This window comes from Candidatus Competibacter denitrificans Run_A_D11 (assembly GCF_001051235.1).
GTDB lineage: Bacteria > Pseudomonadota > Gammaproteobacteria > Competibacterales > Competibacteraceae > Competibacter_A > Competibacter_A denitrificans.
In genome coordinates this window covers 121,382-142,390 of the sequence record NZ_CBTJ020000101.1, presented here as the reverse complement: position 1 = coordinate 142,390, position 21,009 = coordinate 121,382, and the positions used below count along the sequence as shown (strand labels likewise).

15 protein-coding genes and 4 tRNA genes are annotated in these 21,009 nt (G+C 57.7%); 12 read left to right on the top strand and 7 right to left on the bottom strand.

Annotated features, from left to right (window positions below; genetic code table 11):
- The 4 genes from BN873_RS19725 to BN873_RS16340 form a co-directional block, all read right to left on the bottom strand.
- A partial coding sequence (locus BN873_RS19725; protein ID WP_001363157.1) for a GTP-binding protein occupies nucleotides 1-98 on the bottom strand: 98 nt, incomplete at its 3' end.
- A 78-nt stretch (nucleotides 99-176) separates the two neighbouring features.
- Nucleotides 177-252 (bottom strand) — tRNA-Thr (locus BN873_RS16350).
- A gap of 26 nt (nucleotides 253-278) precedes the next feature.
- Nucleotides 279-352: transfer RNA gene (locus tag BN873_RS16345), tRNA-Gly, on the bottom strand.
- Between the two features lie 87 nt (nucleotides 353-439).
- Nucleotides 440-524: transfer RNA gene (locus tag BN873_RS16340), tRNA-Tyr, on the bottom strand.
- A gap of 202 nt (nucleotides 525-726) precedes the next feature.
- On the opposite strand from BN873_RS16340, the gene BN873_RS16335 reads away from it, so the two are divergent.
- From BN873_RS16335 to polA, 6 genes are all read left to right on the top strand, one after another.
- Nucleotides 727-800: transfer RNA gene (locus BN873_RS16335), tRNA-Thr, on the top strand.
- A 173-nt stretch (nucleotides 801-973) separates the two neighbouring features.
- On the top strand, nucleotides 974-1,357 hold the full coding sequence (locus BN873_RS16330; RefSeq protein WP_048676190.1) for a DUF423 domain-containing protein: 384 nt from the start codon (nucleotides 974-976) through the stop codon (nucleotides 1,355-1,357).
- Between the two features lie 65 nt (nucleotides 1,358-1,422).
- Complete coding sequence (locus BN873_RS16325) at nucleotides 1,423-2,130, top strand: haloacid dehalogenase type II (RefSeq protein ID WP_082161354.1); 708 nt, start codon at nucleotides 1,423-1,425, stop codon at nucleotides 2,128-2,130.
- A gap of 207 nt (nucleotides 2,131-2,337) precedes the next feature.
- On the top strand, nucleotides 2,338-3,912 hold the full coding sequence (locus BN873_RS16320) for a 4Fe-4S binding protein (protein ID WP_071244382.1): 1,575 nt from the start codon (nucleotides 2,338-2,340) through the stop codon (nucleotides 3,910-3,912).
- 51 nt (nucleotides 3,913-3,963) lie between these two features.
- A complete protein-coding gene (gene larC / locus BN873_RS16315) occupies nucleotides 3,964-5,163 on the top strand; it encodes a nickel pincer cofactor biosynthesis protein LarC (protein ID WP_048676187.1) in 1,200 nt (399 codons plus the stop codon).
- Between the two features lie 46 nt (nucleotides 5,164-5,209).
- Nucleotides 5,210-7,954, top strand: coding sequence for a DNA polymerase I (gene polA, locus BN873_RS16310; RefSeq protein ID WP_048676184.1), 2,745 nt, complete (start codon nucleotides 5,210-5,212; stop codon nucleotides 7,952-7,954).
- Between the two features lie 33 nt (nucleotides 7,955-7,987).
- On the opposite strand, the gene BN873_RS21400 is transcribed toward polA, so the two are convergent.
- Nucleotides 7,988-8,239 carry a peptidoglycan-binding domain-containing protein gene (locus BN873_RS21400; RefSeq protein ID WP_374727169.1) on the bottom strand — a complete coding sequence of 84 codons (252 nt, stop codon included), beginning with the start codon at nucleotides 8,237-8,239 and terminating at the stop codon, nucleotides 7,988-7,990.
- A gap of 92 nt (nucleotides 8,240-8,331) precedes the next feature.
- Between BN873_RS21400 and cimA the strand changes: the two genes are divergently transcribed.
- From cimA to BN873_RS16280, 6 genes are all read left to right on the top strand, one after another.
- Nucleotides 8,332-9,891, top strand: a complete 1,560-nt coding sequence (gene cimA, locus BN873_RS16305; protein WP_242434454.1) for a citramalate synthase — start codon at nucleotides 8,332-8,334, stop codon at nucleotides 9,889-9,891.
- 51 nt (nucleotides 9,892-9,942) lie between these two features.
- The gene (gene leuB, locus BN873_RS16300) at nucleotides 9,943-11,001 is read left to right on the top strand and encodes a 3-isopropylmalate dehydrogenase (RefSeq protein ID WP_048676181.1); all 1,059 of its coding nucleotides are present in this window, start codon (nucleotides 9,943-9,945) and stop codon (nucleotides 10,999-11,001) included.
- A 189-nt stretch (nucleotides 11,002-11,190) separates the two neighbouring features.
- Complete coding sequence (locus BN873_RS16295) at nucleotides 11,191-12,429, top strand: hypothetical protein (protein WP_048676178.1); 1,239 nt, start codon at nucleotides 11,191-11,193, stop codon at nucleotides 12,427-12,429.
- Nucleotides 12,430-12,847: 418 nt separating this feature from the next.
- The gene (locus BN873_RS16290) at nucleotides 12,848-13,147 is read left to right on the top strand and encodes a putative quinol monooxygenase (protein WP_048676175.1); all 300 of its coding nucleotides are present in this window, start codon (nucleotides 12,848-12,850) and stop codon (nucleotides 13,145-13,147) included.
- 68 nt (nucleotides 13,148-13,215) lie between these two features.
- Complete coding sequence (locus tag BN873_RS16285; RefSeq protein WP_102047058.1) at nucleotides 13,216-14,076, top strand: alpha/beta hydrolase; 861 nt, start codon at nucleotides 13,216-13,218, stop codon at nucleotides 14,074-14,076.
- Between the two features lie 192 nt (nucleotides 14,077-14,268).
- The gene (locus tag BN873_RS16280) at nucleotides 14,269-15,927 is read left to right on the top strand and encodes a fatty acid--CoA ligase (protein WP_048676170.1); all 1,659 of its coding nucleotides are present in this window, start codon (nucleotides 14,269-14,271) and stop codon (nucleotides 15,925-15,927) included.
- A 54-nt stretch (nucleotides 15,928-15,981) separates the two neighbouring features.
- Here BN873_RS16280 and BN873_RS16275 read toward each other — a convergent pair whose 3' ends face one another.
- A complete protein-coding gene (locus BN873_RS16275) occupies nucleotides 15,982-17,667 on the bottom strand; it encodes a lactate permease LctP family transporter (protein WP_048676167.1) in 1,686 nt (561 codons plus the stop codon).
- 138 nt (nucleotides 17,668-17,805) lie between these two features.
- Nucleotides 17,806-20,640: an FAD-binding and (Fe-S)-binding domain-containing protein gene (locus BN873_RS16270; protein WP_048676164.1), complete on the bottom strand. Its 2,835-nt coding sequence runs from the start codon at nucleotides 20,638-20,640 to the stop codon at nucleotides 17,806-17,808.
- Between the last annotated feature and the right edge of the window lie 369 nt (nucleotides 20,641-21,009).

Here is a 21,009-nt window from a genome sequence, read left to right as displayed (position 1 = left end):
GTGATCGCCGCCGTTAACGTCGTCTTCCCATGATCTACATGCCCTATCGTCCCTACATTGACATGCGGCTTCGTTCGCTCAAACTTTTCTTTGGACATCCTGGAACTCCCCTAATAAATACTTCAGGGCCCGATATAGTTCGGAACATATAGGATACAATCAAGCACCAAACAAGTTGGAGCCCATAACCAGATTTGAACTGGTGACCTCATCCTTACCAAGGATGCGCTCTACCGACTGAGCTATATGGGCTGAAAACCCTTGGGCCTTTGCTTGTTTGGAGCGGGTGATGGGAATCGAACCCACACCATCAGCTTGGAAGGCTGAGGTTCTACCATTGAACTACACCCGCGCTACCGATCAAGCGAAGTTCGGACTTGCCATGTCGCACTTTAATCAGCGCGTCGCCATGCAAACCCGCTAGAATACGGTTTCGTGGTGGTGGAGGGGGAAGGATTCGAACCTTCGAAGGCTTAGCCAACAGATTTACAGTCTGCCCCCTTTGACCGCTCGGGAACCCCTCCAAAATTGAGTCGCATATTTTCAGTAGAAAAAATAAGATTGTCAACTTTCTTGTAAAGTTTCTTAAAGAAAGCCGACCGGAATCTGGTTTTCTGAACGAGGGTTTGTTTCAGGGTGGGTTATTCGACTTATTAAGGCTTCAACCGTTGTTGAGCAAATTGAGACATTGCGAATATACTTGTTTTGCATCAACGGCATCGCGTTGCTGGCGTAGCTCAGTTCGGTAGAGCAGCTGATTTGTAATCAGCCGGTCGGGGGTTCGAATCCCTTCGCCAGCTTTAACTTCCAGCCTTAAGGCCCTTGGCTGTTTGTGTAGTCCTATCTGTTAGCGCGCTTGTGGCTGATCGGCGATTTCCCCAAAACAGCTCCTTTGTCCTCAATCTTGAATGGTTTTGATGTAAAACCCTGATCGGAGCGAGTCGGTAAATCGGGTCGATCTCGAAGGAAAACGATGAATTTTTCGGCCAAAGTATGGCTCACGTTGGGTAGTGGCGGAATGTTTTTGGCCGTTGCCGCCGGGGCTTTTGGCGCGCATATCCTGAAAAAAATCCTGAGTCCCGATCTCATGGCCATCTATGAGACGGCAGTCCATTATCATGTTTATCATGCATTAGGCTTGTTAGTCATCGGCTCACTGACGCTGTGGCTGCCGTCTGCCACGCTGCTACGGTGGTCCGGTGGTTTGATGGTTTTGGGTTTACTCCTATTCTCCGGTAGCCTGTACGCTTTGAGCCTGAGCGGGGTTCGGTGGCTTGGTGCGGTGACGCCACTAGGCGGTATAGCCTTGTTGGCTGCTTGGTTCACGCTTGCGGTTGCCGTCATCAAGGCGGGTTAGCTCAGCACCGGTTGGTAGCCCATCAGCGGTTTCATTCCCAAAAGTAAAAGGCAGTGAGGGTGGTTGTGGATAATACGGATAAGAATCGGACATACGCCTTGGGATTTGATGTATACGGTACACTAGTCGATCCTTTGGCACTCGCTGAACCATTAGCGGCCCTGGTTGGCGAACACGCGATTCCGTTTGCTGCGCTTTGGCGCACGAAGCAACTGGAATTCTCATTCCGGCGTGGCTTGATGCGGCGCTATGTCGATTTCGACGTTTGCACCCGACAAGCTCTGCTCTATACCCAGCAGGCACTCCGCTGTGCATTGCCAGAATCCGATCAGGCGCGTTTGCTGAATGCGTATCTCCGTCTGCCGGTATTTTCTGAAGTCGTTGCGAGTCTAGCCGCCCTTAAACAGCAAGGCCATCGATTGATGGCGTTTTCCAACGGCGTCGAAGCGAGCATTCGCGCCTTGCTGGCCAATGCCGGGGTTTTGCCGCATTTGGAGGATGTGGTTAGCGTGGATGATCTACGCACTTTCAAGCCCGATCCAGCGGTGTATGCCTATTTGGCGCAGCGCACGGGCCGCGCGGCGGGGGATACCTGGCTGATATCCAGTAACGCTTGGGATGTCATCGGTGCCAAAGCTGCCGGTCTGCGCGCCGTTTGGGTCAAACGTCAGCCGGATTTCGTGTTCGATCCCTGGGATATCGAACCCGATGTCATCGTCAGCCAACTGGACGAACTGCCGACGCGATTTGCCGCGCGCTTGCGGGCGAATTGAGCGCCCTTTTTCTAAATACGGAATACGGTAGAGCGGATGCAGAAGGGGAGCGGGGCAGCCTTTGCACAAGTAATCCACGAGGGGCTTGCCAATCAGTGAACGATCTCTATGCCGTGCGCGGACAAGCCGGCGGCTGCAAACAACCGCTCGTTCAGTTTTAGATCTTCTGTGCCATGCGAGCAAGCCGACAGTTACGAGCGGACAGCCGTGAAACAGATCTGGTTGAAAAAAATTCGGGTCGTAGTATCGCTGGTGTATCTCATACTGATGACCCTGCTGTTCGTGGATTTCGACTGGATCGGCGAAACGCCCATCGCCAGTGTGGTGCTCTACCCGCAATTTGTGCCGTCGCTGCTGAAATTTACCCAGACCTTGGCCTGGGGCGCGACCGGCTTTCTGGCGGTTCTGGCGCTCACGCTGCTGTTTGGCCGCGTGTACTGTTCAATGCTGTGTCCGCTTGGCACCTTACAAGATATCGCGATCCGTATCGCCCGTAAGCTGCGGTGGCCACGCCGAGTTAAATTCCTGTTTCAGCCGCCCAACAACATGCTGCGTTACGGGGTGTTGGTGCTGGCGGTTGGCTTGTTCTTAAGCGGTAGTGTAGTAGGGCTTGCCCTCCTGGACCCCTTCAGCAATTACGGTCGGATCGCCGCTGATCTGCTGCGCCCGCTCTATGTCCTTGCCCACAACGACCTGGGGCAATTGCTGGAAAGCTTTGGGATCAACGGCCCGTTGCCCCTGCAATGGAAGCCGCCATCGGTTGCGGCGCTGGTGTTTCCAACCGCCTTTCTGATCGGATTACTGTGGTTGAGCGCCACGCGAGGCCGGCTGTTTTGTAATACCTTGTGTCCGGTGGGTACCCTGCTGGGGTTGGTGGCGCGCTTTGCACTGTTCAAGATCAGGATTCCCCAAAGTGCTTGCATCGTCTGTGCGCAGTGCTCCATCCATTGCAAGGCCGGCTGCATTCGCCTGAAAACCAAGGAGGTCGATTTTAGTCGCTGCGTAGCCTGTTATAACTGCATCACGGTGTGTGAGGCACACGGTATCGGTTATGCGAGTCCCCAGCCGGTAAGGTTTTATCCTACACCCCCCACTCATTTGCCACCCAGTCAAAAGTCGATGACGCGGCGGACGCTACTGCGGGGCACAGGGTTGGTGCTGATCGGATACGGCGGGCTGGGCCACCGCGACGGGTTTGGCGCCAAGCCGCGTAACCGGTTACCGAGCACGGTCAACCACCGAAAGGCTTGGCCGGTGGCGCCGCCCGGCGCCGAGCAGTTAAGCCGCTTCAACGATCTGTGTACCGCTTGCCATCTGTGTGTGAGTGCCTGCCCCTACGGCGTATTGCAACCGGCTTTGCTGGAGTATGGTCTGTCCGGCCTGCTACAGCCTCGGTTGGACTACGAGGCTGGCTATTGCAGCTATGAATGCAACCGGTGCGGGCAAATCTGTCCGACCGGTGCGATTCGTCCACTGGATTTGGCGAGCAAGCAAACAGTCCAGATGGGTGTCTCTCGGTTTGTTCGCGACAACTGTATCGTGTATACCGACCACGTCGCTTGCGGCGTTTGTGCCGACTATTGTCCGACCAAGGCGGTGCATCTGCTCTCTTATCAGGATGGCCTGATGATTCCAGAGGTCAGAGAAAATCTATGCGTCGGTTGTGGCGCTTGCGAAAATGCCTGCCCGGTTCGGCCCTATCGGGCGATCTATGTGGACGGCCATCCGATCCAGCACAAAGCCCAGCGGCCTCTTTCCAAATCCCCCGAACAGGAGGTATAGGGTGAATATCTTTTTTGATCATTACCAGCTTCAACTGAGCGGACGCCGACCATGAGTGTCCTGTATTACGACTGTTTTGCTGGCATCAGCGGCGATACGCATTTAGCCGCATTGCTTGATCTTGGGGTCGATTACGACGAACTGACCGTCGAATTGGCCAGCTTGGGCTTGGAAGGCTACGGCTTACAAGCCAGTCACGCCAACCGCAAGGGCATTTCGGGTACGCAAGTGCGCGTGGTGATCGACCCGCAACAGCCGCCGCGTCGTGACTTGGCCGAGATCGAAGGGTTGATCAGCGCCAGTTCGTTAAAGGAGAACGTGCGCGGGCGTGCCCTGGCCGTGTTCCAACGCTTGGCTGCAACCGAAGCTCGTCTCCATGGTACGTTACCGGAGCAACTCCAGCTTCACGAGGTTGGAGCGCTCAATACCATCGTCGATATCGTCGCCGGAGCCATCGCCCTCAGTCGATTAAACGTGGATCGGATCTTGTGCTCGCCAGTGCAAATGGGCGGTGGCCTGGTTGAGCGCGAGATCGGCATATTGCCAGTACCCGTGCCAACGACTCTGGAATTGCTCAAGGGGATGCCGCTACGGTTCGGCGCGGTGCCGTTCGAAGCGACCACGCCAACAGGGGCCGCGCTGCTGGCGACCTTCGTTGACCAGTTTGTGGCACAACCCAAGCTTTCGGTGAATCGGGTGGGTTACGGAATCGGTCATCGCGAGGGGCCTATCCCTGATGTCTTGCGGGTTTATCTTGGCGAGTTGGATGCGGAAACCGACCAGGGGGAACTCTGTCTGCTCGAATGTAGCATCGACGACATGAACCCGGAATGCTATGACCATGTACTGGAGTTGCTGTCGGCGGCCGGTGCGCGTGATCTTTGGTTAACGCCGGTGCTGATGAAGAGAAATCGACCCGCGATGGTGGTTAGCGTGCTGTGCGCGCCAGCGTTAGTGTCCACGCTGACCGAATTGCTGCTGACCGAAACCACGGCATTGGCAGTGAGTCGCTCTTCAGTTGCGTGTACCATGCTGGTACGAGAAAACGCTCGGGTGGTGACCCGCTACGGTCAGGTATCGGTCAAGATCGCTCACTATCAGGGCCGACCCCTGCGTGGTAAACCCCAGTACGAGGATTGCAAACGACTGGCGCTGGAGCGGGGCGTGCCGATTCATGCGGTGTATGCGGCCGTTCGGGAAGCATTGGCGACCCGTGAAATGCCGCAGGCATTGGCCGAGTCGTCACTATGACGGCGGGCGATTCTAGTCCGGTCGATGTTGGGGAAATAGGGTGTCGATGACCGCGCCCAAGCCAGTGCTGCTGGTCGATGGCTCCTCTTGGCTGCACCGCGCCTTCAATGCGTTGCCGCCGCTGAGTACTAAAAACGGTGAGCCGACCGGTGCGTTGTTTGGCGTGCTCAACATGTTGCGCCGATTGTTGGCCGATTATCGGCCCGACTATCTGGCTGTGGTGTTTGATGCGCCCGGTAAGACGTTTCGCCATGATCTGTTTACCGCATACAAGGCACAGCGCCCACCGCTGGACCCGCAACTCATCCAACAAATCCAACCCCTGCACGACTGTGTGCGGGCGTTGGGATTGCCTCTACTGCAAGTCGCCGGTGTCGAAGCCGATGATGTGATCGGTACCCTGACCCAGCAAGCGACCGAGCGGGGATTCAGTGTGCTGATCGTCAGTGGCGACAAGGACTTAACGCAGTTGGTGGGGGAAAAGGTGCGGATGTTGGACACCATGAAGAATGTGGTGACCGATGTGGCTGGGGTGGAGCAGAAATTCGGTGTGCCGCCCGCGCTGATGGTGGATTGGCTGGCGCTGGTGGGTGATACTGCCGATAACATCCCCGGCGTACCGGGCGTGGGTGCAGTGACTGCCGCCAAATGGTTGCGCCAGCATGGTTCGTTGGATGCGCTGATGGCTGGTGCGGCCGATATCTCCGGCAAAATCGGTGACAAGCTGCGAGCCGGTTTAGCGCAACTCCCGTTGTCCCGTCAGTTGGCGACCTTGGACTGCCAAGTTCCTTTGCCGCTGGCGTTTGAAGGGCTACGCCCGACGCCACCCGACACTGCCGCCCTGCGGATGCTCTATCAGCGCTACGAGTTTCGCGCCTGGTTGCGGGAGTTGGCGGTTGAAGCGCCGGAGCGGATCAGCACTGCGCCGGACACAACGGCGCTGGAGCAGCCAACCCCGAATTCGGCGGTTGCGACCGACGACGGACCGACCACCTATGAAATTATCCTGGAGCAGGTCGCATTCGATGGGTGGTTGGGCCGCCTACAAACCGCCGATCTGTTCGCATTCGACACGGAAACCACCAGCCTGAACTATCTGGAGGCCCAGATCGTCGGTGTGTCATTCGCAATCAGCCCGCGCCAGGCCGCTTATGTCCCATTGGCGCATGACTACCCCGGCGCACCGGATCAGCTCAATCGCGAGCAGATTTTAGAACGGCTGCGCTCGTTGTTGGAGGACCCAGCACGACCCAAGCTAGGCCAGAATCTCAAGTACGATTCGCATGTACTCGCCAATCACGGCATCGCACTCAATGGCATTCGCCACGATACCCTGCTGCAATCTTATGTGCTTGATTCAACTGCTCGTCATGACTTGGATTCATTGGCCGAACGCCATCTGAATCTGCGAACGATTCATTTTGAAGATGTGGCCGGTAAAGGCGCCAAGCAGTTGACCTTCAATCAGGTCAGCCTAGAGCAGGCCGGACCTTATGCTGCTGAAGATGCCGATGTCACCTTACGACTGCATCACTGTCTGTGGCCGAACGTAGAGCGGGAGCCTGGCTTACGTTGGCTGTATGAAGAAATCGAAATCCCGTTGATTGCCGTTTTAACTGCCATGGAGCGGGTTGGAGTCCAGGTAGACGCCGCGCACTTGCGCCAGCAGAGCAGTGAATTGGCCAAGCGGATTTGGGAATTGGAACAGCAGGCGTATGAACTGGCCGGTGAACGGTTTAATCTTGCTTCTCCTAAACAACTGCAAGCGATTTTGTTTGAACGGATGAGGTTGCCAGCCGGAAAGAAAACCGCTACGGGCCAAACTTCCACTGCTGAAGACGTGTTGCAGGAACTGGCGCTCACTTATCCGCTGCCGCGCGTCATTCTGGAGCATCGCACCTTAAGCAAGCTGAAATCCACTTACACCGACCGATTGCCTGAGCAGATTCAGCGCCGTACCGGCCGGGTTCACACGTCCTACCATCAGGCAGTGACCAGCACGGGTCGGCTGTCTTCCTCGGACCCTAATCTACAAAATATTCCCATCCGCACCCTGGAAGGGCGACGCATCCGTCAAGCTTTCGTACCGGAAGCTGGTTGGGTCATGCTAGCGGCCGATTACTCGCAAATCGAGTTACGGATCATGGCGCATCTGTCGGATGATCCGGGGTTACTGAGCGCTTTCCGCACCGGTGCCGACGTGCATCGCGCCACTGCCGCCGAGGTGTTTGGCGTGGATTTGGCCGCTGTCAGCGCTGAGCAGCGGCGTAGCGCCAAGGCGATCAACTTCGGGCTGATTTATGGAATGTCACCCTTTGGCTTGGCGCAGCAACTGGGCATTGAGCGCAGCGCAGCGCGGGATTATGTGGAACGTTATTTTGCGCGTTATCCACGGGTCAAGGTCTATATGGAAGAGACTCGTCGTCAAGCTGCCGAGCGGGGTTATGTGGAAACCGTCTTTGGACGGCGGCTTTATTTGCCGGATATCCGTTCAAGAAATGCACAACGCCGTCAAGCGGCGGAACGGGCCGCGATCAATGCACCGATGCAAGGCACCGCCGCCGATATCATCAAGCGGGCGATGTTGGGGGTGGACCGTTGGCTGCGGGAATCCAGTTTTCCGGCGCGGATGCTGATGCAGGTTCACGACGAACTGGTGTTCGAAGTAGCTGAGGCCAAGGCGGATCAAGCTGAGGAGTGTATCCGGGCGGTCATGGTCGGGGCAGCGGATCTGAGAGTACCGCTGGAGGTTGATGTCGGCATCGGCGCTAATTGGGATGAGGCGCATTGAGCGGCTGTAGGTCGAGAGCGACCATCTCACAGCTCAACCGTTGCGCCCTATACATCTACTTGTGCCAGATCTGGTCCATCCGATCATTGACCCTGGCGGCAGCATATGATTGAGCCGACGTAATGTGCACTGCCCTGGATCAAGCCGCCCATCGGGCCTGAAATAAGTCGAGAGCTGGATCTGTTGGAATCGGCGGATCGCAGCTTTGGTAAGTGGTCCGCAGATTCCGTCCACTGTGAGTTTGGGGCTGACGCCGCCCCAGTCAGGCAAGGCTTTGTTCAGCATTTGGCTAAGATCGCCAAGGTCTGCGAAAATACAAAATTACGCCCCCAATTTTTGCAAAAAGAGCGCAGCGCTTGGAGCCGGAAGATAATCTCATGTCATTGATTCAAATCTACGATACCACCCTACGCGATGGGACTCAAAGCGAAGGGTTTACCTTGTCGGCGCACGACAAGCTCCGCGTGGCCCGCCGGTTGGATGAGTTGGGCATCGCCTTCATCGAAGGTGGCTGGCCCGGTTCCAACCCCAAGGATGCAGAATTTTTCGAGCGTGCCCGCGAGATGGAATGGAAAACCGCGCTGATTACCGCGTTTGGTTCGACCTGCCGGGTCAAGGGCGGGCCGGAGGACGATGCGAATATTCAAGCCTTGCTCAATGCGCACACCCCGGTCTGCACCCTGTTCGGCAAAACCTGGAACCTGCACGTTACCGAGGTGTTGCTGACGACGCTGGACGATAACCTGCGGATTATTGAGCAATCCATTGCCTATTTGCGGGCGGCGGGCCGTCGAGTGATTTATGACGCCGAGCATTTCTTCGACGGCTTCAAGGCCGATCCAGTCTATGCGGTCGAAACGCTGAAGGCGGCGGTGCGCGGCGGTGCGGAAACGGTGGTGCTGTGTGATACCAACGGCGGCACCCTGCCGTGGGAAGCAGAAAGCATCATCCGCGAGATGAAGGCAGCGATCCAGCATCCCTTCGGCATTCATACTCACAATGACAGCGAATGCGCGGCCATTAACGCCCTGATCGCAGTCCGTGAGGGAGCAACCCAGGTGCAAGGCACCATCAATGGGGTCGGCGAGCGCTGCGGTAACGCCAACCTGTGCTCGATCATGGCCAATCTGGAATTAAAGATGGGCCGCCGCTGCCTGCCAGACGGGGGCTTGGAGAAGCTGTCGGAGCTGTCGCATTTCGTTGATGAGGTGGCCAACGTCACCCCGAATGACCATCTGCCGTATGTCGGCAAGAGCGCGTTCGCCCACAAGGGCGGGGTGCATGTGGCCGCGATGCGTCGCTGCGAGCAATCTTATCAGCACGTTGCGCCGGAGCAGGTGGGTAACAAGATGCGGGTGGTGGTGTCCGCGCTGTCGGGCCGGGCCAACATTATCAGCAAGGCCGAGGAGCATGGCGTCGCGGTTGGGAGTGCGGTGGATGTGGCGGGCGTGCTCAAGGATGTAAAGGAACTGGAAGCGCGCGGTTTTTCCTTCGAAGCGGCTGAAGCCTCGGTCGCCATGATGCTCAAACGCCAGCAGCCCGACTACAAGCCAGTGTTCGAGCTGATCGATTTTTTGGTCAATGTCGAACATCGCCAAGGGCGAGGCATCTTTGCCGAGGCGATGGTGAAAGTGAAGGTGGGCGATGAGGTGTTGCACACCGCCGCCGAGGGTAACGGCCCGGTCAACGCGCTTGATCTGGCGTTGCGCAAGGCCCTGATCGGTCACTATCCGCAGATCTCCGCCTTCAATTTGGCTGATTACAAAGTCCGTATTCTGGACGGCCAAAACGGCACTGATGCGATCACCCGCGTCTTGATCGACACTCGTAATACCACCCGGCTGTGGAGTACGGTCGGCGCCAGCGCCAATATCATTGAGGCATCCTGGCAAGCGCTGGTCGATGCTGTGGAATACGGGCTGTCGGTCGCCCATTAAAATGAATCAACCAGGGCGCGCCAGTACCGTGCCCGCAGGAACACAAAAATCATGAAAGCGAAGCTTGTCTTACTCCCTGGTGACGGGATTGGCCCGGAAGTGGTCGCTGAAGCGGTTCGGGTTATGGATGCCATCGCGGGGAAATTCAAACACGAATGGACTTATCAGGAACGGCTGATGGGCGGTTGCTCCATCGATCAATTCGGTTCCTCACTGACTGAGGAAACCCTGGCCGATTGCCAAGCGGCGGATGCGGTGGTGTTGGGCGCGGTCGGCGGGCCAAAGTGGGATGATCCGAACGCCAAGGATCGCCCGGAGCGGGGCTTATTGGCCTTGCGTAAAGGCTTGGGTGTATTCGCCAATTTGCGGCCAGTGAAAGTCCATCCGGCCTTGATCGATTCTTCCCCGCTCAAGCCGGAGAAGCTGCAAGGCGTCGATATTCTGGTGATCCGTGAATTAACCGGTGGCCTATATTTCGGCTGGCCGAAAGGCCGTGATAGCAAGGATGGCCGCGAACGCGCCGTCGATACCCTGGAATATTACGATTACGAAATCCGCCGGGTGATGGAGCTGGCCTTCAAGCTGGCCAAGAGTCGCAAGAAAAAAGTGACCTCGGTAGACAAGGCCAATGTGCTGGAATCGTCGCGCTTGTGGCGGCAGGTTGCGGTGCAAATCGGCAAGGCGAACCCGGATACGGCATTGGAGCATGTGCTGGTCGATACCGCTGCCATGCGCCTGATCACCGGCCCGGCGTGGATCGATGTCATGGTGACCGAAAATATGTTCGGCGACATTCTGACCGATGAGGCGTCGGTGCTGGCGGGATCAATGGGCATGTTGCCCTCGGCCAGCCTGGGTGAAGGCCGGGTCGGGCTGTACGAACCGATTCATGGTTCGGCCCCTGATATTGCCGGTAAAGGCATCGCCAATCCCATCGGCATGATTTTGTCGTGTGCTTTGTTGCTGCGGCATTCGCTGGGTCTGGAGCAGGAAGCCGCCTCCATCGAAAAAGCGGTCGATGCCACCATCACCGCTGACGCGCGTACCGCTGATTTAGGCGGCAAACTGACAACCCGACAGATGGCGGAGGAAATTATCCAACGTCTATAGCTCAACGGAAAGCGATGGTGTTTTCCTGATATTAGGGTCAATTCTGGGCAGCCAGGCTATGCTTTTAAGCTCATCTTCGGGGTTTTTAGCGGAGCGGTGAGGGATATTTAGAGAGACTTTTAGCAGATCTGGTCTGCATTGAATCCTCATCCGCTGATCTGGAATTGGCTCTATTAAAGGGAGATTGCCATGCGATTGTTGATGGCGTGCGAAATTTTACTATTGACCATGATGGTGGGATGCACCTCTACAGAATCTTATCGCAAAGTTTACAGTGTTCAGGAAGGTGAACCGGCCTCAACCCAGCCGTCAAGCTGCCGGAATTCTGTGGAAAATATTGATAAAACCCAGCATCAGATTGCTTATGTTGAACTGACCGACCAAGGCTTGTTCCATGATCGAGCGCAATTTAAAACGGCTCTTGATCTCTTGAAAAGTCGTGGTGAAAAAGCGCTTAACATCGTGTTGTATATCCATGGCTGGAAACATTCGGCGGCGTGTGATGATGAGAATGTCCGTCATTTCCGCAATGAGGTGCTGCCAATTTTGGCCGATGGGATGGATGCTCGCACGGTGGGTATTTATGTTGGTTGGCGGGGGGCGGTGCTGGATGTTGCTCCGGCGCTTCAAAGCGTGACGTTCTATGATCGGAAGGGAGCAGCCGATCATATTGCGCGCGGCTCTATCCGCGAACTGATTTCTCGGCTTCGCTCCATACGCCACGCGGCCAGTCGTGATGATCTGTCGAGATTACCGAAGCGAACCGTCAGCTTAACGCTGATCGGGCATAGTTTTGGCGGTTTGATTCTTTACAATTCCATCGCGGAATCGCTGTTTGAGTCAGCCGTTTCGGCAAACCGTCAACCGATTGCCGACCTTGTGCTGCTGTTAAACCCGGCTTTTGAGGCCGCCCGATTCGAGCCGTTATTCCAAGCCGCCAAAGACCCTGATTTAGACTCTGATGGTCGGTCGCCTGTTGACTCAAAACCGCTGCGCCCGATCTTTGTGTCAATCACTTCTCAAGCGGATCTCGCCACCCGAATCGCGTTCCCGATGGGGCGCACCATTAATACGATGCTGCAACACGAAGGTTGGGTGAGCGAGGATGAGGGGTATACTCAAAATTATGCTGATCGCATTGAGAAGGTCGCCAATACGCATACCATCGGGCACATTGAGCGCTATCGTACCCATAACCTAGCAATGGGTCATGATCCTTCCGTCTCGATGGATAATCAGGCCATAAGCTGTGCAGAGTTCAAAAATCCTCTTGTCTCTGATCCGGCTCGATTTCCATTGTGGAATCTTTACGCAAATGCTCAAGTCATCGGCGGCCATGACGATATTTTCCAGCCCAATCTTTGGCGTTTTGTGAAAGAGCTTTCAAATCCAAAAACTGATTTATCTCTTGTTTGCCGGCATTTATGAAGAACGAAAAGCCAAGAGTGTTGGTTATGGTCTCTGATGGGTTTGTCGGTTTAAAAGCATAGAGAGTTTTGGCCCCAATAAGGGTTTATTGGGGCCTCGATTTCCTGTCAGCGCACGACCGCCGTCGCCGCCGGAATCATTCATTGTGACGGCATTGAGCGTGTGCTCCCTTGCTTGCAGCGGGTGGGTTTTGCGCAACTTTTTATCCATTGACCGCTGCATCTAAATCGGTTTTTTCAGCGCATGAGTCAGTTAAGAAGCCGCACTGTGAAATAGCGCGGTTTCCTGGCGAGCGGTGGCCATCCGCCGCTACTGTGGCGACGGTCAGTCAAACCAAGGACGATGCCTTTGAAAGAGTGGTTACCCACGATCTTTGCCAATGCTGTAGGCCGATTTCATCGTTGAGGACCGAACACCCATGAGCGAATCTACCGTTCACGTTGTTGCCCGCATCACCGCCAAGCCGGATGCCGTCGCGGCATTGCAAGCAGTGTTGGTGGCGCTGCTGTCGCCGACTCGTCAGGAGGTTGGATGCCACCGGTATTTGTTACTGCAAAATCGGGAACAGCCAGCCGATTTCACGTTCATCGAAACATGGGCCGATGATGCCGCTATCGACCAGCACCTGAAATCCGCGCATGTGCAACAAGCTTTAACGCAAGCGGCCGCATTGCTGGCTGCGCCGCCCGACATACAACGCTATGACGTCATCGGCTAATCTTGATGTCCCGACCTGACAATCTGTGACAAGCCGTGATACGTCGTGACAAGAAATCGGGCAGGTTCATGCCAATGGGCCGCGCCATCATCACAGGCCTGCTGGCGCTCGGCTTGGCAGCCTGTACATCAAGTACGCTCATCAACGGATTGACCCCCGACGCGGGCTATGGCGGCCCGACCCGTCTCGCCTACGGTTCGGGTTCGCGTCACTGGCTTGATCTTTACCAGCCTGATGGAACCCGCCAGCCAGCGCCGGTGCTGATTTTTTTCTACGGTGGCAGTTGGCGCTACGGCGAGCGCGCCGATTATCGCTTCGCGGCGGCGGCGCTGGCCGCACGCGGTTTCGTGGTGGTAGTGCCGGATTATCGGCTGTATCCTGAAGTTCGCTATCCAGATTTTTTACGCGACTGCGCCGCTGCTGTGGGTTGGACCTTGCGCCAAGCATCTCGGTATGGCGGCGATCCGCGCCGGGTCTATCTGATCGGCCATAGCGCCGGCGCCTACAACGCGGCCATGCTGGCTTATGATGCGCGTTGGTTGGCGGCCGAAGGACTGTCGCCAAGAGCAATCGCCGGTTTCATCGGCTTGGCCGGCCCCTACAACTTTCTGCCGATTCAGGTTCCCGACGTCATGCCGGTGTTCGATTGGCCTGCTACGGCCATGGACACTCAGCCGATCAGCCACGTTACCGCCGCCGCACCGCCGACGTTGTTGATTGTCGCTGATCCCGATGAACTGGTCGATCCGAACCGTAACAGCGCGGCGTTGGCGGATGCTTTGCACCGCGTCGGCGTTTCGGTTGTGGTCAAACGTTATGGCGCGCTCAATCACTACACCACCATCGGCGCGCTGGCGTGGCCGTTGCGCTGGCTGGCCCCGGTACTGGACGACATTACCGAGTTCGTGACGACCCACCGAACTCCGTGAATCGGCAGGGTGCATCCCGACGCGGCCTTAGCAACTCCGCTGCGGCACTCCGGGACGCCGTGAGCGATGCGACAATCTTTTGCGTGGCGTGAATCCATTTAAGCGATTGCAGCGCATGGAACAGGAAGGCGGCTGAAAAGTGGCTTCATTCCGCTTCGCTATTGAAATTTTCCATGCTCAGAGGAAATCACCATGCCCACAACGCTCATTGATCGCACGCCCTCGGCCTACGATGGCCCGCTCTTGATCAAGAATCTGCTCCGCTCCCCCGTTCGCCAATTCCCCAATCAGGAGATCGTCTACGGTGATTTCAAGCGGCAAACCTACCGCGATCTGGGCGAGCGGGTGGGTCGGTTGGCCAGCGGGCTGGCTCGGTTGGGCGTCCAGCCCGGCGATACCGTCGCGGTGATGGATTGGGACAGCCACCGCTATCTGGAATGCTTTTTCGCGGTGCCGATGCTGGGTGCGGTGCTGCATACCATCAATATCCGCTTGTCCGCCGAGCAAATTCTCTACACCATCAATCACGCCGAAGATGACGTGATCCTGGTCAACACGGAATTTCTGCCGATCCTGGAATCGATCCGCGACCGCATCGATCCCGTTAAGCAATTCGTCTTGCTGGACGATGCCGGACAAGCCCCAACGACGACCCTGGACATCGCCGACGAATACGAAGCGCTGCTCGCCGCCAGCGATCCTCATGACGACTTTCCCGATTTCTCCGAACACACCCGCGCCACCACCTTCTATACCACCGGCACCACCGGCTTACCCAAGGGGGTTTATTTCAGCCACCGCCAGTTGGTGATGCATACCCTTGGTGTGCTGTCCGCCCTCGCCAAAACCGGCCAGGGCAGCTTCCACGGCGATGACGTGTACCTGCCGATCACGCCGATGTTTCACGTTCATGCCTGGGGCGTGCCCTATGTGGCGACTGTGCTGGGGGTCAAGCAGGTCTATCCCGGCCGCTATGTGCCCGAACGGCTGCTGGCGCTCATCGCACGGGAAAAGGTGACCTTTTCCCACTGCGTACCCGCCATCCTGCAAATGCTGCTGACTCATCCCAGCGTCGATCAAACCGATTTATCGCGCTGGAAGGTGATCATCGGCGGCGCGGCGTTGCCACGGGTATTGGCCCAACAAGCGCGTGCGCGGGGCGTTGACATCTTCGCCGGTTATGGCCTGTCGGAGACCTGTCCGATTTTGACCTTGGCGCATCTGAAACCGCACATGCTGGCGTGGGATGAAGAGCGGCAACTGGACATTCGCTGCAAGACCGGCCTGCCCGTTGCTTGGGTCGACCTGCGGATTGTGGACGAAGCGATGAATGAGATGCCTCACGATGGCAAGACGCCCGGCGAGGTGGTGGTTCGGGCGCCGTGGCTGACCCAGGGTTATCTTAAAGACCCTGAAAACTCCGAGCGGCTCTGGCGTGGTGGCTATCTGCATACGGGCGACATCGGCGTCATTGATGAAGAGGGCTATCTGAAAATCACCGACCGGCTGAAAGACGCCATCAAGACCGGCGGTGAATGGCTCTCATCACTCGCGCTGGAAGATTTGATCCTCCAGCATCCGGCGGTCGCGGAAGCGGCTGTGATCGGTATTCCCGATCAAAAATGGGGCGAGCGGCCGGTGGTGTTGGTGGTGCCCAAGCGTGATTCGCTCGAATCGTTTGCGGAACGCGATTTTTGCGACTGGCTGAAGGGCTGGGTCGATCAGGGAACCCTGTCCAAGTGGGCGATCCCCGACCGCGTGTTGGTGGTGGACAGCCTGCCGAAAACTAGCGTCGGCAAGCTCGATAAGAAAGTTATGCGCGCCCAATACCAAGAACTCTTGTCCCGCTAAAACGAATGCGGCCCCGAGGCGAACAGAACAGGGGGCCGCACCAGGATCAATGCGTCAGCGCACGACCGCCGTTGCCGCCGGAATCATCCATTGCAGGTGATAGGCCTGAAGGTAGGTGATGATACCGATGATCACCGCGAAGAACAGGCTGTGCTTCAAGGTGAAGCGGAACAGATCGGATTCCTTGCCCACCAAGCCCGCCGCCGCGCAGGCCACCGCAATGGACTGCGGCGAAATCATCTTGCCGGTGACGCCGCCGGTGGTGTTGGCCGCGATGGTCAGGGTCGGATCAACGCCAATCTGTTGCGCCGTGATCTGCTGCAAGTTGGCGAACAGCGCGTTGCTGGAGGTGTCAGAGCCGGTCAGGAACACGCCAAGCCAGCCCAGGAACGGCGAGAAGAACGGGAACAGCGCGCCGGTTGCGGCGAAGGCCAGACCCAGCGTCGAGGACACGCCGGAGTAGTTGGCGATGAAAGCGAAGCCGAGCACCAGACCGATAGTGAAAATCGGCCGGGCCAGTTCCACCAGGGTTTCCCAGAGCGTGGTGAAAAAGGTTTTGATATTGACGCCCAGAATAAACGCGCTGATGACCGCCGCCAGCAGAATCGAGGTGCCGGTGGCGGAGAGCACGTCGAATTTATAAACCGCTTCATACGGCGTGAGCGCCTTCACAATCGGCACATCTTTCAGCACCAGCTTGTCCAGGCCGGGGATATGGAAGCTCATCACCCACGATTCCAGCGGTGCGCCTTTGGCGAATAAGCCTTTGAAGGCCGGTAATGTCCAGATCGTCACCATCACGGTCAACACGATGAAAGGCGACCACGCCTTGATGATTTGCCCCAGCGTGTATTGCGACTGTGAGCGATGTTGGGCGGCGGTCAGGCCATTACCCGCGCCTTGAAAGGAGAAATCCTGTTGGGGCTGCCAAACGAAGCGCAGAAACAGCGTCATCACCACCAGACTCACCAGCGCGGAGGTAATATCCGGCAATTCATAAGCCCAATGATTGGAGGTGTAATACTGGGTCAGGGCGAAGGCCGCCGCCGCGACGAAAATGGCCGGCCAGGTTTCCCGCACGCCGCGCCAGCCATCCATGATAAACACCAGCCAGAACGGCACGAACAGCGAGAGCAGCGGCAGTTGCCGGCCCGCCATTTGGCCGATCAGAAAGGGGTCGGTGCTGGTGACTTTGCCCGCCACCGTAATCGGAATGCCGAGCGCGCCGAAGGCCACCGGCGCGGTGTTGGCGATCAGGCACAGACCGGCGGCGTAGAGCGGGTTGAAGCCCAGGCCGACCAGCAGCGCGGCGGTGATCGCCACCGGCGCGCCAAAACCCGCCGCGCCTTCCAGAAAGGCGCCGAAGCAGAAGCCGACCAGGATCATTTGCAGGCGCTGGTCGCCAGTGATCGACAGCACCGACGAACGGATGATCTCGAACTGGCCGGTTTTGACCGTCAGCTTGTACAGAAACACGGCGGCGACGATGATCCAGGAAATCGGCCACAAGCCGTACAGGAAGCCGTAGCCGGTCGCCGCCAGCGCCATTGATACCGGCATTTGATAGACGACGACCGCGACCAGGATGGCGAGCGCCACGGTGATCAGGGCGGCGATATGGCCCTTCATCCGCAAGACCGCCAACGCGACGAAAAAGAAGATGATGGGGATCGCGGCGACGAAGGCCGATAGCCACAGGCTACCCCCCAGCGGGGCGTAAATTTGAGTCCAGGTTGGCATCGTGGGTGAACTCCTCGGTTGGTGGTGTGGTGACAGTATGGGGTTTCTTCCTGAAATCCCGGTCGGGAGAATCTTGGGCGCAAGCAACCCTCTACCCACCCAGACGGGCATCCTTAAATTTTTGAAATTACAGGTGAATTAGCTGGTGTTGGGCTGCGAGCAGCGATCTACCAGATAGACGATGGAGCGGTAATAACGGCCACTGTGCAGCGACAGGCCGATTTCGCAGGTGCGACTGGTGGAGTAGCCGGACTGGCACGCTTCCGGCAGCGCCGCTTTCAAATCCCGCAAGGCGCTGGCGTTCAGTTCCGGGAGGGTGAAACCTTTATCGCCGGCCCAACCGCAGCAGGACACCCGGTCGGGGATGATGACCCGTTCGGCGCAGGCTTCGGCGATGGCCTTGAGCTTGGTTTGTAAGCCCATGTGGGTGGTGCTACAGGTCGGATGCAGGGCGATGGTTTCCGGCAGCTTGCGCACTGTCAGCCGCGCCAGCATCGCGTCATGCAGGAATTCGGTGATGTCGTAGACCTTGAGGCCGAGCGCTTGCTGATTCCGTTTCAGCCGCAGCGAACACGGGCTGGTGTCGATGACGATGGGGTCTGCACCGTTCCGGCTGGCTTTGAGCAACGCCTGTTCAACTTCGCGCTGTTTGGCGTCGGCTTGTTCCGGTAAGCCTTTGCTGGCAAAGGGTTGGCCGCAGCACAGCGCGCTGCGGTCGTCCGGGAAAATCACCTCAAATCCGGCTTTGCGCAGCAGCGCGGCGGTTTTGACCGGCAAGGCGTCGGTTTCGGGATCGCCTTGGGCGGGTCCCATGCTGCGGCTGGCGCAACTGGCGAAATAGACCACCCGCGGCCGGCCGGGCGTGGTCGAGGTGTCCGGTTCTGGCAGAGCGCCCGCCGTCGGCATATAGCGATTCCACAGCGGCAGCCGATCGCCCGACAGCTTGCGAACCGCGCCGGTGATCGCGCGTTGCGCACCGCTGCCAAGCAGCCGGTGCGAGAGATTCGCCGCCGCCAGGCCGAAGCGGGTGGCGGCGGTCACGGCGCTGAATTGTCCGCCCAGCCGGTCGCCCACCCAGCGCCCCAACGCGCCACGGTTGCGGGCGCGAAGCTGCAACATCATCGTGCCGGTGTTGATGCCGACCGGACAGGTCAGCGAACACAAGCTGTCGGCGGCGCAGGTGTCAATGCCTTGATATTGATAGGAATCGCTGAGGGCCTGCAAGCGGCTGGCGTCCTCGCCCGACGCCCGCAACCGCGCCATCTCGCGCAAGCCGACAATGCGCTGGCGCGGCGACAGGGTGAGGGCGCGGGACGGGCAATTCGGTTCACAGAAACCGCATTCGATGCACTTGTCCACCAGCGGATCGACCGCCGCCATCGGCTTGATATTTTTCAGATGCGCTTCCGGGTCGTCGTTCAAAATCACGCCGGGATTGAGCAGATTTTGCGGGTCGAACAGCGCCTTGATGTCGCGCATCAGTTGATACGCCTGTTGGCCCCATTCCAGCTCGACGAACGGCGCGATATTGCGGCCGGTGCCGTGTTCTGCCTTTAGCGAGCCGTCGTATTGCTCGACGATCATCTTGCACACATCGTCCATGAACTTTTTGTAGCGTTCAGTTTCCGCCGGGTTGGCGAAATTCGGGGTGATGACGAAATGCAGGTTGCCTTCCAGCGCGTGGCCGAAAATGATCGAGCCGGTATAGCCGTGCTTGTCGAACAGCCGTTGCAAGTCCAGGGTCATCGCCGCCAGTTGCGGCACTGGCACCGCGACATCCTCGATGATGACGGTGGTGCCGGTCGCCCGCGCCGAGCCGACCGACGGGAACAAGCCTTGCCGGATCGCCCACAGTTGGGTGAATTCTTCGGGCCGGTCGGTGAACTGGAACGGCAGCAGGGTCGGGGTGGCAGTCAGCGCGGCGCTGATGACTTCGACCTGTGCGGACAGATTTGCGGCGTCCATCGCCCGTGTTTCCACCAGCAGCGCGGCGGCGGTTTCCGGCAAGGTCTTGAAGTAATCCGGCATTCCGGCCTTGTTTTCCACCGAGCGGATCGAGGCGCGATCCATCAGTTCCACCGCCGCCACCGGCTGGCTTTTCAGGGTGGCGACCGCTTCGCAGGCGATTTGGATGTCGGGGAAAATCATCAGCGCGGTGGCTTTGTGGCTGTGCTCCTCGACCGTGTGATAGGTGATTTCGGCGATGAAACCCAGCGTGCCTTCCGAGCCAATCATCAGATGCTGGAGAATATCAAACGGGTCTTCGAAATCGACCAGCGCGTTGAGGCTATAGCCGCAGGTGTTCTTAATCTTGAACTTGCGGCGGATGCGTTCGGCCAATGCCGCATCGGTGCGGGTGCGTTGTCCCAGTTCGTCGAGCCGATCCAGCAACGCGCCGTGACTGGCGCGGAACGCAGCGCGACTGGCGGGGTCGCCGGTGTCCAGCACCGCGCCATCGGCCAGCATCACCCGCATACTGTTCAGCGTCTGATAGCTGTTTTGGGCAGTGCCGCAGCACATGCCGCTGGCGTTGTTGGCGGCGATGCCACCGATTTGACAAGTATTGATCGAGGCAGGGTCGGGGCCGATCTTGCGCTGGTAGGGGGCGAGATAACGGTTGGCGTGACCGCCAATCAGGCCCGGTTGCAGGCTGATGGTGGCGGCGTTGGGGCCAATTTTCCAGCCGCGCCAGCCGTCGCCCAGTTGCAGCAACACGGAGTCGGTGACGGCTTGGCCGGATAGGCTGGTTCCGGCGGCGCGAAACGTGACCGGCGTTGCGTGCTGGTGAGCTAGCGTCAGAATCCGCCGCATTTCCTCCTCGCTGTCCACCTTCACCACCAGCTTGGGAATCAGCCGGTACAGGCTGCCGTCGGTGCCGTAGGCGAGGGTGCGCAGCGGGTCGCTAATCAGACGTGACGCGGGAATAAACGCTTGTAGGTCACGGTGAAGCTGCTCGTAAGCCGTTGCGGACATGGGGGTTCAGCCTCTTTTGGTGGTGTGTGCGCCTTCAGTGCGGCGTGTCGTTTTTATTGGAATTTGTTATTTGTGCTCAATAGAGCTGTAAAACCTGACATAACAATAGCTATCGTTATCAACTTCATAGCTATTGGGCTGTAGACAAATCGGAGCGTTTTATGTGCAGATCCAAAATACATAGAGAGTGTATTAGCGCCGTTTTTGAGGAATACCCAATAGATCAGGGCTAGGTGTATGAATATTTGCAACCCAACAGCTATTTGCTTCTGAGGTGATGGCCAATTCAAGAATTGAGGAGTGGCCTTAGAGTCAATCGAGAGTTGTAGAACCCAGAGAATTAGCGATGGTATAAGAATCCATAAAACC

Coding starts and splice junctions, on each gene's coding strand:
- BN873_RS16330 (WP_048676190.1), top strand. CDS start 974: ATGAATTTTTCGGCCAAAGTATGGCTCACGTTGGGTAGTGGCGGAATG.
- larC (WP_048676187.1), top strand. CDS start 3,964: ATGAGTGTCCTGTATTACGACTGTTTTGCTGGCATCAGCGGCGATACG.
- polA (WP_048676184.1), top strand. CDS start 5,210: ATGACCGCGCCCAAGCCAGTGCTGCTGGTCGATGGCTCCTCTTGGCTG.
- BN873_RS21400 (WP_374727169.1), bottom strand. CDS start 8,239: ATGCTGAACAAAGCCTTGCCTGACTGGGGCGGCGTCAGCCCCAAACTC.
- cimA (WP_242434454.1), top strand. CDS start 8,332: ATGTCATTGATTCAAATCTACGATACCACCCTACGCGATGGGACTCAA.
- leuB (WP_048676181.1), top strand. CDS start 9,943: ATGAAAGCGAAGCTTGTCTTACTCCCTGGTGACGGGATTGGCCCGGAA.
- BN873_RS16295 (WP_048676178.1), top strand. CDS start 11,191: ATGCGATTGTTGATGGCGTGCGAAATTTTACTATTGACCATGATGGTG.
- BN873_RS16290 (WP_048676175.1), top strand. CDS start 12,848: ATGAGCGAATCTACCGTTCACGTTGTTGCCCGCATCACCGCCAAGCCG.
- BN873_RS16285 (WP_102047058.1), top strand. CDS start 13,216: ATGCCAATGGGCCGCGCCATCATCACAGGCCTGCTGGCGCTCGGCTTG.
- BN873_RS16280 (WP_048676170.1), top strand. CDS start 14,269: ATGCCCACAACGCTCATTGATCGCACGCCCTCGGCCTACGATGGCCCG.
- BN873_RS16275 (WP_048676167.1), bottom strand. CDS start 17,667: ATGCCAACCTGGACTCAAATTTACGCCCCGCTGGGGGGTAGCCTGTGG.
- BN873_RS16270 (WP_048676164.1), bottom strand. CDS start 20,640: ATGTCCGCAACGGCTTACGAGCAGCTTCACCGTGACCTACAAGCGTTT.